Annotated in this window: 16 protein-coding genes; 6 read left to right on the top strand and 10 right to left on the bottom strand. The window is 72.0% G+C overall.

Features of this window, described 5'->3' with window-relative positions; all coding sequences use genetic code 11:
• The first annotated feature begins 14 nt into the window (after positions 1-14).
• Positions 15-1,148: an Mrp/NBP35 family ATP-binding protein gene (locus ABZ441_RS28290; protein WP_031091168.1), complete on the top strand. Its 1,134-nt coding sequence runs from the start codon at positions 15-17 to the stop codon at positions 1,146-1,148.
• Positions 1,149-1,218: 70 nt separating this feature from the next.
• Here ABZ441_RS28290 and ABZ441_RS28285 read toward each other — a convergent pair whose 3' ends face one another.
• The 5 genes from ABZ441_RS28285 to sigE form a co-directional block, all read right to left on the bottom strand.
• Entirely contained in the window at positions 1,219-1,878 is a 660-nt protein-coding gene (locus ABZ441_RS28285; RefSeq protein ID WP_358979274.1) for a hypothetical protein, read from the bottom strand.
• 126 nt (positions 1,879-2,004) lie between these two features.
• Positions 2,005-2,481 (bottom strand): sec-independent translocase, encoded by a 477-nt coding sequence (locus ABZ441_RS28280; RefSeq protein ID WP_358979272.1) that lies wholly within the window; start codon positions 2,479-2,481, stop codon positions 2,005-2,007.
• A gap of 109 nt (positions 2,482-2,590) precedes the next feature.
• Positions 2,591-4,510 carry a trypsin-like peptidase domain-containing protein gene (locus ABZ441_RS28275; RefSeq protein ID WP_358979270.1) on the bottom strand — a complete coding sequence of 640 codons (1,920 nt, stop codon included), beginning with the start codon at positions 4,508-4,510 and terminating at the stop codon, positions 2,591-2,593.
• A gap of 90 nt (positions 4,511-4,600) precedes the next feature.
• The gene (locus tag ABZ441_RS28270; protein WP_358979268.1) at positions 4,601-5,548 is read right to left on the bottom strand and encodes a zf-HC2 domain-containing protein; all 948 of its coding nucleotides are present in this window, start codon (positions 5,546-5,548) and stop codon (positions 4,601-4,603) included.
• The gene (gene sigE, locus ABZ441_RS28265) at positions 5,545-6,306 is read right to left on the bottom strand and encodes an RNA polymerase sigma factor SigE (protein ID WP_205018669.1); all 762 of its coding nucleotides are present in this window, start codon (positions 6,304-6,306) and stop codon (positions 5,545-5,547) included. Before sigE ends, ABZ441_RS28270 begins: the two co-directional genes overlap by 4 nt.
• 177 nt (positions 6,307-6,483) lie before the next feature.
• Between sigE and ABZ441_RS28260 the strand changes: the two genes are divergently transcribed.
• Entirely contained in the window at positions 6,484-7,149 is a 666-nt protein-coding gene (locus tag ABZ441_RS28260; RefSeq protein WP_358979266.1) for an O-methyltransferase, read from the top strand.
• Positions 7,150-7,326: 177 nt separating this feature from the next.
• Here ABZ441_RS28260 and ABZ441_RS28255 read toward each other — a convergent pair whose 3' ends face one another.
• Positions 7,327-7,494 carry a DUF3117 domain-containing protein gene (locus ABZ441_RS28255; protein WP_003966491.1) on the bottom strand — a complete coding sequence of 56 codons (168 nt, stop codon included), beginning with the start codon at positions 7,492-7,494 and terminating at the stop codon, positions 7,327-7,329.
• A gap of 321 nt (positions 7,495-7,815) precedes the next feature.
• Between ABZ441_RS28255 and ABZ441_RS28250 the strand changes: the two genes are divergently transcribed.
• The gene (locus ABZ441_RS28250) at positions 7,816-8,628 is read left to right on the top strand and encodes an enoyl-CoA hydratase-related protein (protein WP_358979345.1); all 813 of its coding nucleotides are present in this window, start codon (positions 7,816-7,818) and stop codon (positions 8,626-8,628) included.
• 5 nt (positions 8,629-8,633) lie between these two features.
• Here the strand turns inward: ABZ441_RS28250 and ABZ441_RS28245 are convergent, their stop codons facing one another.
• Positions 8,634-9,215 carry a DNA-3-methyladenine glycosylase I gene (locus ABZ441_RS28245; RefSeq protein WP_358979264.1) on the bottom strand — a complete coding sequence of 194 codons (582 nt, stop codon included), beginning with the start codon at positions 9,213-9,215 and terminating at the stop codon, positions 8,634-8,636.
• Complete coding sequence (locus ABZ441_RS28240) at positions 9,212-9,604, bottom strand: DivIVA domain-containing protein (protein ID WP_358979343.1); 393 nt, start codon at positions 9,602-9,604, stop codon at positions 9,212-9,214. The genes ABZ441_RS28245 and ABZ441_RS28240 overlap by 4 nt, the downstream gene beginning before the upstream one ends.
• Positions 9,605-9,766: 162 nt before the next feature.
• On the opposite strand from ABZ441_RS28240, the gene folP reads away from it, so the two are divergent.
• Positions 9,767-10,639 (top strand): dihydropteroate synthase, encoded by an 873-nt coding sequence (gene folP / locus ABZ441_RS28235; protein WP_358979262.1) that lies wholly within the window; start codon positions 9,767-9,769, stop codon positions 10,637-10,639.
• A 47-nt stretch (positions 10,640-10,686) separates the two neighbouring features.
• On the opposite strand, the gene ABZ441_RS28230 is transcribed toward folP, so the two are convergent.
• Both ABZ441_RS28230 and dapE read right to left on the bottom strand, forming a co-directional pair.
• Entirely contained in the window at positions 10,687-11,472 is a 786-nt protein-coding gene (locus tag ABZ441_RS28230; RefSeq protein ID WP_358979260.1) for a TIGR00730 family Rossman fold protein, read from the bottom strand.
• An 85-nt stretch (positions 11,473-11,557) separates the two neighbouring features.
• Entirely contained in the window at positions 11,558-12,637 is a 1,080-nt protein-coding gene (dapE, locus tag ABZ441_RS28225) for a succinyl-diaminopimelate desuccinylase (RefSeq protein WP_358979258.1), read from the bottom strand.
• A 62-nt stretch (positions 12,638-12,699) separates the two neighbouring features.
• Here dapE and ABZ441_RS28220 point away from each other — a divergent pair, with 62 nt between their 5' ends.
• Both ABZ441_RS28220 and ABZ441_RS28215 read left to right on the top strand, forming a co-directional pair.
• Positions 12,700-13,596: a hypothetical protein gene (locus tag ABZ441_RS28220; RefSeq protein WP_358979256.1), complete on the top strand. Its 897-nt coding sequence runs from the start codon at positions 12,700-12,702 to the stop codon at positions 13,594-13,596.
• A 305-nt stretch (positions 13,597-13,901) separates the two neighbouring features.
• A complete protein-coding gene (locus ABZ441_RS28215; RefSeq protein WP_358979254.1) occupies positions 13,902-14,279 on the top strand; it encodes an ATP-binding protein in 378 nt (125 codons plus the stop codon).
• Positions 14,280-14,398: the final 119 nt, after the last annotated feature.

Genomic DNA, 14,398 nt, shown 5'->3' with positions numbered 1-14,398 from the left:
GTACCATCGTCGGTATGGCTACGGAAGACGCGGTGCGCGAAGCACTGGCGACAGTGAACGACCCGGAGATCCACCGACCGATCACCGAGCTGGGCATGGTGAAATCGGTCGAGATCGATCCTGACGGTGTGGTCGCTGTCACCGTGTACCTCACGGTCTCCGGCTGCCCCATGCGCGAGACGATCACCAAGAACGTGACGGACGCGGTGGCCCGCGTCGAGGGTGTGTCACGGGTCGAGGTCACCCTCGACGTGATGAGCGACGAGCAGCGCAAGGAGCTCGCCTCCTCGCTGCGCGGGGGCACGGCGGAGCGCGAGGTGCCGTTCGCCAAGCCCGGCTCGCTGACCCGGGTCTACGCGGTCGCGTCCGGCAAGGGCGGCGTCGGCAAGTCCTCGGTGACGGTGAACCTCGCGGCGGCGATGGCGGCCGACGGGCTCAAGGTCGGCGTCGTCGACGCGGACATCTACGGGCACAGCGTGCCCAGGATGCTCGGTGCGGACGGCAAGCCCACCCAGGTCGAGAACATGATCATGCCGCCGTCCGCGCACGGCGTGAAGGTGATCTCCATCGGCATGTTCACCCCGGGCAACGCCCCGGTGGTGTGGCGCGGCCCGATGCTGCACCGCGCGCTGCAGCAGTTCCTCGCCGACGTGTACTGGGGCGACCTCGACGTCCTGCTGCTCGACCTGCCGCCGGGCACCGGCGACATCGCGATCTCCGTGGCCCAGCTGGTGCCGAACGCCGAGATCCTGGTCGTCACCACCCCCCAGCAGGCCGCCGCCGAGGTGGCCGAGCGGGCCGGCTCCATCGCCGTACAGACCCACCAGAAGATCGTCGGCGTCGTCGAGAACATGTCGGGCATGCCGTGCCCGCACTGCGACGAGATGGTCGACGTGTTCGGTTCGGGTGGCGGACAGCGGGTCGCCGAAGGGCTGACGAAGACGGTCGGCGCGGAGGTTCCGGTCCTCGGGTCCATCCCGATCGACGTACGGCTGCGTGAGGGCGGCGACGAGGGCAAGCCCGTCGTCCTGTCCGACCCGGACTCCCCCGCGGGCTCCGCGCTGCGCTCCATCGCGGAGAAGCTGAGCGGCCGTCAGCGCGGTCTGTCCGGAATGTCGTTGGGGCTCACCCCGCGCAACAAGTTCTGAGCGTCGAACGGGTGGGGGCGGTCTCTTCAGGAGGCCGCCCCCACCCGTTCGCCCGGTTGCCGCGTGCCGCTCAGCTCTCGTACGAGGCGATGTCGCCGATCACGGCGAATCCCAGGCCGTAGGCACTCATGCCACGCCCGTACGCGCCGATGTGCACCCCGTCGGGGGCCGATCCCGCCAGCACCCAGCCGAACTCGGACTCGCGGTAGTGGAAGTCCACCGGTACGCCGTCCACCGGAAGGGACAGCGTCGACCAGGGCGCCCGGCCCAGATCGTCCGCGAGTTCGAACGCGGTCTCCGTCTGCTGGTTCAGCCATTCGCCACGCAGGGTGTGGTCCATCTGCGGGGGCCAGGTGCTGTCCAGCAGGCCGGAGCCCGCAAGCCAGGCCGCCGACGAGACGGAGGTGGCGTCCAGGACCCCCGTGCCGTCGTCGCTGTCCCGTACGGGGCTGCTGCCCACGGTCACGACCACCGCGAAGCGCGCCTTCTCCGCCCCGGCGTCCGCCCGCACGACGGGCTCCTCACCGTGCCCGGTGGACCCGTGCTGCACCGTGTCGTCCGCCGCGGCGGTGACGTGCATCAGCCAGCGGGGCCCCGTGAAGGCGTCGTCCAGCCCGTACCAGGGGAACGGCGCCTTGAGATAGCCGTCGACCGTACGCCGGGTCGCCGCCACCCCCTCGGTGACTGCGCTGGGCGCACCGTCCGCCCCTACCCGACTCGTCGTCTCCATCTGCCCGGCCGCCTCCTCGATCTTTCACTGATCCGGAGCGGCCCTCCCCCCGTGGGCATGGGCAACCTCGCAACCGGACAGATGGAGAATAGCCATACCGTCCGGACGAGTCGGGATTGACCGGTCTCAGGTGGCGTCTGCGTCGAAGGGCGGGCGCTCGGCACTGGCCGGCTGCGCGGGCTTCTTGAGGAGGTCGGGCTCGGCGGTCCCCTGGGACGACGCCGCCGCGCCGGACGCCGCCGCGGCAGCCGCGGCACCGGTCGACGAGGCGCTCTCGCGGCCGTTCACCGCGTCGGTGACGTCGGCCATCTCCTTGCGCAGGTCGAAGCTCTCGCGGATCTCCTTGAGCCCCAGTTCGTCGTTCCCGTCCATGAGCTGCTTGCGGACGAACGTCTTGGGGTTGAGGTCCTCGAACTCGAAGTCCTTGAACTGCGGTCCGAGCTCCGAGCGGATGTCCTCCTTGGCGCTGTCCGAGAACTCACGGATCTTGCGGATGGTGCGCGTGACGTCCTGGATGACCTTCGGCAGCTTCTCCGGGCCGAATACGAGTACGGCGAGAACCACGAGCGTCAGCAGCTCCAGTGCGCCTATGTCATTGAACACCTTGCTGCTCCTCGTGTTCTCTGCGTGTTCTCCGCCGCCAGGTCGTCAGGGGCCCGGACCGCTCCACGGTACCCGGCGAAGCTGTCCGTGCGGTACCTGCCGGTGTCCGTCAGGTACCGCTCGCCGACCCCAGTGTCAAAGTGACGGACAGGTCCTTGCCACCGCGGGTCAGGACGAGCCCGAGCCGGTCACCGGGCCGGTGGGCGCGGATCTTGACGATCAGTTCCTCGCCGCTGTGCACGCGTCGTCCCTCGACCTCGGTGATGACGTCGCCCGCCCGGATGCCCGCCTTGTCCGCCGGGCCCCCCTCGGTCACCGCCTCTCCGCCGCCGGCCGCCTTGCCCCCGACCTTGGCTCCGTCGCCGGTGAACTCCATGTCCAGCGTGACGCCGATCACCGGGTGGGTCGCCTTGCCGGTGTTGATCAGCTCCTCGGCGACGCGCTTGCCCTGGTTGATCGGTATCGCGAAGCCGAGGCCGATGGAGCCGGACTGGCCGCCGTCGGGACCGGAGCCGCTGTCCGCGGCGCGGATGGCGCTGTTGATGCCGATGACCCGGGCGTCGGCGTCGACCAGCGGACCGCCGGAGTTGCCCGGGTTGATCGGGGCGTCGGTCTGGAGGGCGTCGACGTAGCTGACGTCGGTGCCGTCGCCCTTCTCGCCGCCCGCGGTGATGGGGCGCTGCTTGGCGCTGATGATGCCGGAGGTGACCGTGTTGGACAGGTCGAAGGGTGCGCCGATGGCCACCACGGGGTCGCCCACCCGCACGTTGTCGGAGTTCCCGAGCGGCAGCGGCTTGAGGCCCGAGACACCGGTCACCTTGACGACGGCCAGGTCGTAGCCGCTGTCCTTGCCGACGATCTCGGCCGAGGCGCTCTCCCCGCCGCTGAAGGTGACGGTGATGTCGCCGGTGGATCCCGCGGGGGCGACCACATGGTTGTTGGTGAGGATGTGGCCCTTGTCGTCGAGGACGAAGCCGGTGCCCGTGCCGGACTCGGCGGAGCCGTTGACGTGCAGGGTGACCACGCTGGGCAGCGCGCTGGAGGCGATTCCGGCGACGCTGTCGGGAGCCCGGTCCCCGTCGTCGCGGCCGGACTGGGGCAGTTCGACCGTGGTCAGGCCGCCGTTGCGCTCGACGTAGGCACCGATCCCGCCGCCGATCCCGCCGGCGACGAGGGCAAGGAGCGCGGCCCCGACGAGGACGGTTCCCCGGCGGCCCCTGCGCGGCCGGGGGTCCGGGCCGGGACCGGGGTGAGTCAGCGGCTGGGCCGCGCCCCACGGGTCGTAACGCAGCCACTGGGAGGGCTGCTGCGGGGCCTGCTGGGAGGTCTGGGCGGCCTGCGGGGTCTGCTGGGACGTCTGACTCGTCGCGAAGGTCCGCGAGTCCTGAGGGGCCGCGTGCTGCTGCGGCACGGTGTGCGGCGCCGGCGGGGGCGGCCAGGTCTCGGCGTGCCCCTGCCCGCCGGGCACCGCGGGAGGAGCGGGAAGGGGCGCGGCTTCGGCCCCGGCGTACGGCGGCGGTACGGGGGTCCCGTGGGCCGGAGTCGCCACCGGGCGCTGAACGGGAGGCGCGGGGGCCCACGGCCCCGGGCCGCCGTAGGGCGGGGTGCTGTACTCGTCGGTCGCGTGCAACGGCTGCGTACGGTGCACGAGCGGCTCGGCCGGCGGCGGTGCGGGCGCGGCCGGCTCGGTGGCGCCGGGCGCGGGTGCACCCTGCTCGGCGGCCGACGGTACGTACGTGGCCGGCACGGTGGCATCCGGTGCGGGCGTGGGCGGCCCCGTGACCGTCGGCGTGTACGGCCCGGGGGCCGGGGGTGCCGGCGTGTAGTCGCCGTCCGGTGTCACATGGGTGCGCGGTTCGGCGGCCATCGGTCCCGTGGCCCCGTCGGCGTCCGGATCCGTGCGGGCGGGCGACGCCGCACCCACGCCGGTGACGGCCGCCGCGTCGTCCGGCCCGGCAGGGCGGTTCCGTTCCGCGGAGGGGCGGCTCCACCACTTCGTCTTCGGCCCGCTGGGCTTCCCGTCGTCCATGCTCTCCCCGCAACTGGCCCTTGCACGCCCCCACAGAGGCGTCCTTGCGGGAATTCAACCAGGTTTGCGAATCCGCGCGCAGGGTCCCGGTCAGCGCAGCGGGGAAAGCGGCATCGCCCGCTCGTGCAGCGGTGAGGCGGAAGCCGTCGCGGACGGTGCGGACGGCTTCGGGGCCGCTTCCCCACCGGTGGCGGAGTACAGCGGGCCGGCGTCGGTCGGGCGTATCAGGGGCGGCACCGTGACGTTCAGCACGGGGAAGGTGAAAGTGCCTCCCGCGAGCGCCGAAGTGCTCAGCAGCGAGGGGGCGGAGGCGAGCACGGGGCGGGCGGACACGTACGGCGCGGGGCCAGGCAGGGCGCCCGGGGTCTCTCCGGCCGCGAGGGCACCGCCGCCACTGCGGCTGGCCGCGACGCCCGCACCGCCGGTGCGTTCCTCGGCGGCGAGCGGAGTCGTGTTGCTGCCCGCGCCCTCGGCGCTGACCGGCGACTCGGGACCGTAGTCGAGCGGGAGCGATCCGCCGAGCGCGATGGCCGCGAGCGAGACGGCGCTGGCCGCGACGAACGCGAAGCGCCGGGCGCGCCAGGGCGAGCGGTCGGCCTCCCGGCCCACGTCGTGGATGCGGAACCCGGACCGGGGCGCGTCGCCCGGCAGCACGGCGGTCGATCCGTGGGCGGTGGGGAGGTACCCGAGGCCGCCCAGCGGTGAGCGCCCCGGCTCCGCGGGCGTGCCCGGCTGCAGCACGGGGAATAGGCCGTCCCCGAAGCGCCGGCCGCCGCCCGTGCCGTCGTCACCGCCACTGGGGCCCCCGGGGAGCCCCTGCAGACGTGCGAGGAAACCCTCGGAGGGCGAAGGGGACGCGGACGTCGCGAAGGCGCTCTTCAGCCGCCGCTGGGCGTCGGCCTCGGCCTTGCACCGCGCGCAGGTCGCCAGATGGGCCAGCACCCGCTCGCGGGCATCGTGTTTCAGCTCGCCGTCGACGAGCGCGGCGAGCCGGTCCCCCAGATGCTGTTCCGCAGGGGTCGGACCTGTGACGTTCATGCCGCTCCGCCCTCCCCCGCAAGGACCGCGTCGGCAAGGGAACGCTGCTCGGCGCGGGCCTCGGGCGAACGGTGCTGGAGCGCCTTGCGCAGGTGCGACCGGCCTCGGTGGATGCGGCTGCGCACCGTCCCGAGCTTGACGCCGAGCGTGGCGGCGATCTCCTCGTACGAGAGGCCCTCGATGTCACAGAGCACGACCGCGGCACGGAACTCGGGCGCGAGGGTGTCCAGCGCCTGCTGTACGTCCGCGTCGAAGTGCGTGTCGTTGAAGACCTGCTGCGGGGAGGGCTCCCGGCTGGGCAGCCGCTCGGCCGCGTCGTCGCCGAGGGAGTCGAAACGGATCCGCTGCTTGCGGCGGACCATGTCCAGGAAGAGATTCGTCGTGATCCTGTGCAGCCAGCCCTCGAACGTGCCGGGCGTGTAGGTCGACAGCGATCTGAAGACACGGACGAAGACTTCCTGGGTGAGGTCTTCGGCGTCGTGCTGGTTACCCGTCAGCCGGTAGGCGAGGCGGTACACGCGAGCGCTGTGCGTGCTGACGATCTCTTCCCATGAGGGCGGGGTCCACGCCTGGGAATCCGCATCTGAGGCGAAGGTCGCGGTCGGTGCGGAATCGTTGGAAGAACGGTCAGCAATGTCGGTCACGGATTTCGGCTCACCCGCCGGCCTGAGAAAGCGCCGCAGCGCACCTCTCCGGTCCACAGGCGCAGCCGCACCTCCCCTATCGGCTCTGGTGGTGTCCAGTGGAGCCCCTACCATAGCCACCTCGCCCGTTAGCTCCGGATAAGCCTTTTGCCTGCTGGCGCCCCGGTGTCCCCGGGACCAAGAGGCACATTCCGGGCCAGGCCGCAGGGCCCGGTCCGCGTGTTCCCCTCTGCCCTCTCCTAACGCCCGGTCCCATCTGCGGGTTCCCGGGTCCAGCGGATACAGTCACCGTTGCGCCAACTACGGGGACAGGAGAGGGTCATTACCGCCAACCGGCAGACGAGCTGGGCATTCGCCGACGCCTTTGTCGCCGAGGAAGAAGCTCTGCTCTGGGCCCGGGACCGGGCCCATGAGACAGGGCTCCGCCCCGTGTCGTCAGGCACCGGGGCGGCACTGCGCCTGCTCGCTGCCACCGCGGATGCCAAAGCGGTGGCCGAGATCGGCACCGGCACAGGCGTGTCCGGCATCTACCTGCTGCAGGGCATGCGCCCCGACGGCGTACTGACCACCGTCGACCCTGAACCCGAGCGCCAGCAGTTCGCCCGTGAGGCCTTCCGCGCCGCGGGCTTCGCGACGAACCGGTCCCGCTTCATCCCGGGCCGCGCACTCGACGTACTGCCGCGGCTCGCGGACGGCGCTTACGACCTCGTCTTCTGCGACGGCGACCGGCTCGAGAGCCTGGAGTGCCTCGCTGAATCGTTGCGCCTGCTGCGTCCCGGCGGCCTGGTCTGCTTCGAGGGCGTCTTCGCGGACGGCCGGACGATCGACTCGGCCGCACAGCCGGCCGAGGTGCTGCGCCTGCGCGAACTGCTCCGGGCCGTGCGCGAGAGTCAGGAGCTCATGGCAACGCTGCTGCCCGTGGGCGACGGGCTGCTGTGCGCCGTGCGGCGCGGCTGACCGTCGGGCCCGGACACACCTGCGGGATGCGGCCCGGACACGGCGTACGCGATCCGGCACCGGCGTGCGTGCCCGCCTGCCGGCCCTGGCGCGCCCTGCCGGATCCCGGCCCCGGACGCACCACTGCCCCGGCACGGAATCCGTGCCGGGGCAGTGGTGAAGTGTGGGCGCTCCGCCTCAGCCGACGACCTTCTTCAGCGCGTCACCGAGTGCATCGGCCTCGTCCGGAGTCAGCTCGACGACAAGTCGACCGCCGCCTTCGAGCGGAACGCGCATGACGATGCCCCGCCCCTCCTTTGTCACCTCGAGCGGGCCGTCGCCCGTCCGCGGCTTCATGGCCGCCATGCTCGTTCCCCTTCCTGAAACCAGCTCATCGCAGCCGGCGGCTCCATGACAGGCGCTGCCTCACCGGCGTCGAACACAATGCTTCCTCCGCATTATCCCGCATCAGGGACCCCGATGACCAACATCGGTCGGCATCGCTTGCGCAACGCGCTCTCTCATAACCACCCAATTCGGCGATCCGGCTGCGATACTGCGCCGCCGTCGGCCCTCAGCCGAGGTCCAATCGTTAGACGCAGGTCACATGTGCGGCGCGCCGGAGGTCCGCCATGCTTGCCCGGACAGGTACGACGCCGGACCGTAAGGAGACCTTCGATGGCCGACATGGCCGACACCACGGCTGACAGCGTGCTCATGGACGTGAGCGACGGGCTCGCCACGATCACGCTCAATCGCCCCGACGCGATGAACGCCATGAACACCGCAGCCAAGGTCGCTCTCCGCGACGCCCTCAGGACCGTCGCTGACGACCCCGCCGTGCGGGCGGTCCTGCTCACCGCCACCGGGCGTGCCTTCTGCGTCGGCCAGGACCTCAAGGAGCACGTCGCCAAGCTCGCCGAGGCCCGCGGGTCGGAGGGCGGCAACGCGCTCAGCACGGTGCGGGAGCACTACAACCCGATCGTGCGTGCCCTCACCGAGATGGACAAGCCGGTGGTGGCGGGGGTGAACGGTGCCGCGGCCGGGGCGGGCTTCGGATTCGCGCTGGCCGCCGACTACCGCGTGGTCGCCGACACCGCCGTCTTCAACACGTCCTTCGCGGGGGTGGCGCTGACCGCCGACTCGGGCGTGTCCTGGACCCTGCCCCGGCTGATCGGCGCAAGCCGCGCCGCCGACCTGCTGTTCTTCCCCCGCTCGATCTCCGCCCAGGACGCCTACGAGCTGGGCATCGCGAACAAGGTGGTACCGGCGGCCGACCTGGCGAAGGAGGCCCACGCGGTGGCCCGCGCCCTCGCGGACGGCCCCACGGTGGCGTACGCGGCCCTGAAGGCCTCCGTGGCGTACGGGGCCGGGCACACGCTCGCCGAGACCCTGGAGAAGGAGGACGAGCTCCAGACGAAGGCGGGCGCGTCGCAGGACCACACCATCGCGGTCGAGGCGTTCCTCGCGAAGCAGCGGCCGAAGTACCTCGGCAGGTAGTCCCGCTAGCTGCCGCCCCGGGCCACGCAGTCGGCCAGGTGGTCGTCGACCAGGCCGCAGGCCTGCATCAGGGCGTACGCGGTCGTGGGACCGATGAAGCGGATGGAGCGCTTCTTCAGGTCCTTGGCCAGCGCGGTGGACTCCGGGGTGACCGCGGGGACGTCGCCGAGGGTGCGGGGGGCGGGCCGGGTGGCCGGGTCCGGCGCGTACGACCAGATCAGCGCGTCCAGCTCCCCCTCGCCCCAGCCGGCCAGCACCTTGGCGTTGGCGAGGGTGGCGTCGATCTTCGCGCGGTTGCGGATGATTCCGGTGTCGGTGAGGAGCCGCTCCCTGTCGGTGTCGGTGAACTCCGCCACGGCGGAGATCTTGAATCCGGCGAAAGCGCTGCGGAAGCCCTCGCGGCGGCGCAGGATCGTCAGCCACGACAGCCCTGACTGGAAGGCCTCCAGGCAGAGCCGTTCGAAGAGGGCGTCGTCGCCGTGGAGGGGGCGGCCCCACTCGGTGTCGTGATAGGCGAGGTAGTCGTCCGTGGACAGGCCCCACGGGCAGCGCAGGCGGCCGTCCGGCGCCGCCTCGGCGCCGCTCACCGCCCGCCCTCCTCGTCCCGCGGGCCGTCCTCGGCGGCGGGCGGCTCGTCCTGCCTCTTGAACAGGTCGGGGCCGTTCACCGCGGTCGCCTGGGCCCCGGCGAGCGCGGACTCCAGCTCGGCGATGTGGGCGTCCCGCTCGGCGAGCTCGGCACCCAGGCGGCCGAGGGCCTCGTCCACGTCGGTCATGCGGTAGCCACGCACGGCCATCGGCAGCCGCATGGCCTCGACATCGGCGCGGCCGACGGGCCGGTTCGCGGGCAGCGGGTCGGTGAGCCGCTCGGGCTCGACGTCCTGCAGCACCGCGCTTTTGCCTCCGCCGACCACCGCCAGGGTGACCGCGGCCACGACCACGGCCATCGTGAGCAGCAAGAACCAGAACACGTGCATCTCCCCGGAAGCGGAAAACCAGTCCGGGTCGAATCGTGCCATGCGGCACCGACAGTTAGGGTTTTTCGTCCGGGTCGCCACGGCCCGCACGCGCTGCGTGGGGCCCTCGGGTGATCAGGAGAGGGCCTAAGGTCGCAGGCGGGCTACAGGGAGGAAGCGGGAATGCGAAGCGGGGCGCTCAGGCTGGGGCGACGGGAGTTCGGGCCGCACGAGCCGGTGATCATGGCGATCGTGAACCGGACCCCTGACTCCTTCTACGACCAGGGGGCGACCTTCCACGACGAGGCCGCGCTCTCCCGGGTCGAGCAGGCCGTCACGGAGGGCGCCGCGATCATCGACATCGGCGGGGTGAAGGCAGGCCCCGGCGAGGAGGTGACGGCGCAGGAGGAGGCGCGCCGCACGGTCGGCTTCGTCGCCGAGGTACGCCGCCGCCATCCGGACGTCGTCATCAGCGTGGACACCTGGCGGCACGACGTGGGCGAGGCCGTCTGCGAGGCCGGGGCCGACCTCCTGAACGACGCGTGGGGCGGTGTCGACCCGAAGCTCGCGGAGGTGGCCGCCCGGTACGGAGCAGGGCTCGTGTGCACGCACGCGGGCGGCGTGGAGCCCCGCACACGGCCGCACCGGACCTCGTACGACGACGTCATGGCGGACATCCTGCGGGTGACCGTGGGGCTCGCCGAGCGGGCCGTGGACCTCGGGGTCAGGCCGGACGGGATCATGATCGACCCCGGTCACGACTTCGGCAAGAACACCCGGCACTCGCTGGAGGCGACGCGTCGGCTGGACGAGATGACGGCGACGGGCTGGCCCGTACTGGTCTCCCTCTCCAACAAGGACTTCGTCGGGGAGACGCTCGACAAGCCCGTCAAGGAACGCGTGATCGGCACGCTCGCGACGACGGCCGTGTCGGCGTGGCTGGGGGCACAGGTGTACCGGGTGCACGAAGTGGCGGAGACCCGCCAGGTGCTGGACATGGTGGCGTCCATCGCGGGCCACCGGGCGCCCTCGGTGGCCCGGCGGGGGCTGGCGTAGGTCCGGCCCCGGACCGGCCGGCCCGGACCCGGACCCGGACGGAGGACCTAGCGCCCGACCTCCTTCGTCACCAGCCTGACCGCCTCCTCCACGTCGTCCGTGACGTGGAAGAGCATCAGGTCCCGCTCGGACGCCTTGCCCCCCGCGATCACCGTGTCCCTCAGCCAGTCCACCAGCCCGCCCCAGTACGCCGTGCCGAACAGGACGATCGGGAAGCGCGTCACCTTGCCCGTCTGCACCAGGGTCAGCGCCTCGAACAGTTCGTCCAGCGTGCCGAGGCCGCCCGGGAGGACGACGAAGCCCTGCGCGTACTTCACGAACATCGTCTTGCGGACGAAGAAGTAGCGGAAGTTGACGCCGATGTCGACATGTGGATTGAGCCCCGACTCGAAGGGCAGCTCGATGCCGAGTCCCACCGAGACGCCCTTCGCTTCCCGCGCCCCCTTGTTCGCCGCCTCCATCGCGCCCGGACCGCCGCCCGTGATGACGGCGAAGCCCGCCTCGACCAGCGCCTTGCCGATCTGTACGCCCGCCTCGTATTCCGGCCCGCCGGCCGGGGTGCGGGCCGAGCCGAAGACGCTGATGGCGCTCGGCAGCTCCGCGAGCGCGCCGAAGCCCTCCACGAACTCGGACTGGATCCGCATGACCCGCCAGGGGTCGGTGTGCACCCACTCCGAGTCGCCCTCGGTGTCCAGCAGCCGCTGATCGGTCGTGCCGGGCTGGACCTGGTCCCTGCGGCGCAGTACGGGCCCCAGCCGCTGTTCGTCGGGCTTCGGCGCACCCTCGGGAATCTGCGCGCCCTCAGGGATCCGTGTGCCCTCCGGGTTGCCCATGACCTGCTCCCTCCGCCGACCTGCGATGTGCGTGTGTCGCTTCAGCGTAGATCGGTGGAGGTTACGCGCAGGGGAATGCCGTGAGTCAGCTGGTGAGCCAGGAGCGGAGACGCTCCTCGCAGTGCGTGATCCGCTCGACGCGCACGTGCTCGTCCCGCTTGTGGGCGAACAGCGGGTCACCGGGGCCGTAGTTCACCGCGGGGACGCCCAGGGCGCCGAACCGGGAGACGTCCGTCCAGCCGAACTTGGGCAGTGCGATGCCGCCGACCGCGTCCATGAACGCCTTTGCCGCCGGGTGCGACAGACCGGGCATGGCGGCGCCGGTGTGGTCGTCCACGACGAACTCGGCGACGCCGCAGTCCGCGAAGACCTCCTGGACGTGTGCCTCCGCCTGCTCGGCGGTGAGGTCGGGTGCGTAGCGGTAGTTGACGACCAGGGTGCAGGCGTCCGGGATGACGTTGGTGGCGACGCCGCCCTCGATGCCCACGGCGTTGAGCCCTTCGCGGTACTCCAGCCCGTCGATGACCGGCCGGCGCGGCTCGTACGCGGCGAGCCGGGCCAGCGCCGGGGCGGCCGCGTGGATCGCGTTGGACCCCATCCAGCCCCGGGCGGAGTGCGACCGTTCGCCCGCGAAGCGCAGATGGACCCGGAGCGTGCCCTGGCAGCCGCCCTCGACCTCGCCGTTCGAACCCTCCAGGAGGACGGCGAAGTCCGCGTCGAGCCATTCGGGGTGCGCTTCGGCCACGTGTCCGAGGCCGTTGAGGTGGGCCGCGACCTCTTCGTTGTCGTAGAAGATGAACGTGAGGTCGCGGTTGGGCTCCGGCACCGTCGCGGCGATCCGCAGCTGGACGGCCACGCCCGACTTCATGTCGGAGGTGCCGCAGCCCCACAGGACGCCGTCGCCGTCGAGCCTGGACGGCACGTTGTCCGCGATCGGGACGGTGTCGATGTGCCCCGCCAGGACGACGCGCTCGCCACGGCCCAGCTGGGTCCTGGCCACGATGTTGTTGCCGTGGCGGTCGACGGTCAGGTGCGGCAGCGGGCGCAGGGCCGCCTCGATGGCGTCGGCGAGGTCCTTCTCCTGCCCGCTGACCGACGGGAAGTCGACCAGCCGGGCGGTGAGCTCGGGACCGTCCAGGGCGAGGTCAAGCGTGTGTCCATCCATGGCCACGACCCTAAGGGACTTCGGCATCGGCACCGCTCGTACCCTCCAGTACGGTGGGCCTCGTGCCCCGGACCAGCTCACCTCCTCGCCGTAGCCGCACCCTCCGTGTCGCGGCCGCCTTCCTCGTGCTCGTGGCAGTGGCCGGTTATCTGGCCGTCCAGTACCTCTCCGGCTACAAGGGCGCCCCCCGCTGCACCGTCGGCCCGGCCGGCGGCGGCGAGGGCCGTACGTACCAGCTGAGCCCCGAGCAGGCAGCCAACGCCGCCACGGTCTCCGCCGTGGGCACCACGCGCGGGCTGCCGGAGCGCGCGGTGACGATCGCGCTGGCGACCGCGCTGCAGGAGTCCGCGCTGCGCAACATCGACCACGGTGACCGGGACTCGCTCGGGCTCTTCCAGCAGCGTCCCTCGCAGGGGTGGGGGACGCCCGCGCAGATCATGGACCCCGTCTACTCGTCCGGGGAGTTCTACAAGCACCTCGCCGAGGTGCCGGGCTATTCGCGGCTTCCGCTGACGGAAGCGGCCCAGCGGGTACAGAAGAGCGGGTTCCCGCAGGCGTACGCGAAGCACGAGCCGGATGCCTCGCTGCTGGCCGCGGCCCTGACCGGACGCGCCCCCGCCTCACTGACCTGCTCGCCGCCGGCGGCGTCGGCGGAGGGCCCCGGGGACGCGGCCGAGGTGCGGTCCGATCTGTTGCGCGCCTTCGGGAAGGACGTCCTGCCTTCCGCCGGCTCGGCGGGTGCCTCCGCGGCGGGCACGGTGTCGGTGCCCGCACGGGCCGAGGGCGACGCCGCGTCCCGGCGCGGCTGGGAGCTCGCCCACTGGGCGGTCGCGCGGGCCGGGACCCTGCGGATCACGGAGGTCGCGTACGCGGGCCGGGTGTGGACCGCCGACACGGGCTGGCGGACGGAACGCGAGGAATCGGGCAGCACCACGGTCCGGATGCGGCTCGCGCAGTAGTACGACCCGTCATCCGTGCGGGGCGTCCGGCGTCTCCCGGACCCCGCTCCCGCCGCCGCTCCCCCGAAGCCGGCGACAGGTACGAGTTTCGTTGCGCCCAGGGCGAAGTGACGGTTCATCAGCAGCGACCGGAATGCGCCGTCCGTCCGGGTTGCTCCGTTGCGGATTATCTGACGCATTACCCAGTCTTTGCCCGTGTGCCCCGCAACCTTCCCCGCCCCCGGACCGGTTGTTCAGTGCGTCCGATCACCGGACAGGCGGATTCCACATCCGCGAAACCGCTGACGTCCCGTCGAAGGAGCATCATGTCCCTCCCCCTGACCCGCAGGATCGCCCGTGCCGCGCTGCTGATCGCCGCAGGCGCGGCCCCCGTGGTCGGTGCGGCCGGTGCCGCCGGCGCCGCGGGGCTCCCGCAGACGCCCGCGCTCGGCGGCCTCACCTCGCTCGACGGTGCCGGGGTCAGCAGCACGCTCGACTCGGCCGCGAAGCAGGGCTCCGGGGTGGCGAACGAGACCGGCGGCAAGGTGGTCGGCACGACCCTTCCCGCCGCGGGCAAGACCCTCGGGAAAGCAGGCACCGTGGCGGACGGCGAGCTGACGGAGGACTCTCTCCCGACCAAGGGCCTGCCCACCAAGGACCTGAAGACCGGGAACCTGCCCACCAAGGGCCTGCCGATCGGCTGATCGCACCGGACCGCGGCAACGCGTGGGCCCGGTCCGCCGGCCTCACATCGCGGTCGGTACGGCGTCCGGGCCGACCGCGATCACCCGCTACTGACGGCCGCTCAGCGGTCGTTCTGGGC

The organism is Streptomyces sp. NPDC005752 (genome assembly GCF_040630715.1).
Classification (GTDB): Bacteria; Actinomycetota; Actinomycetes; order Streptomycetales; family Streptomycetaceae; genus Streptomyces.
Note: the sequence above shows the minus strand (reverse complement) of the source record. Positions and strands in the feature narration are given on the sequence as shown.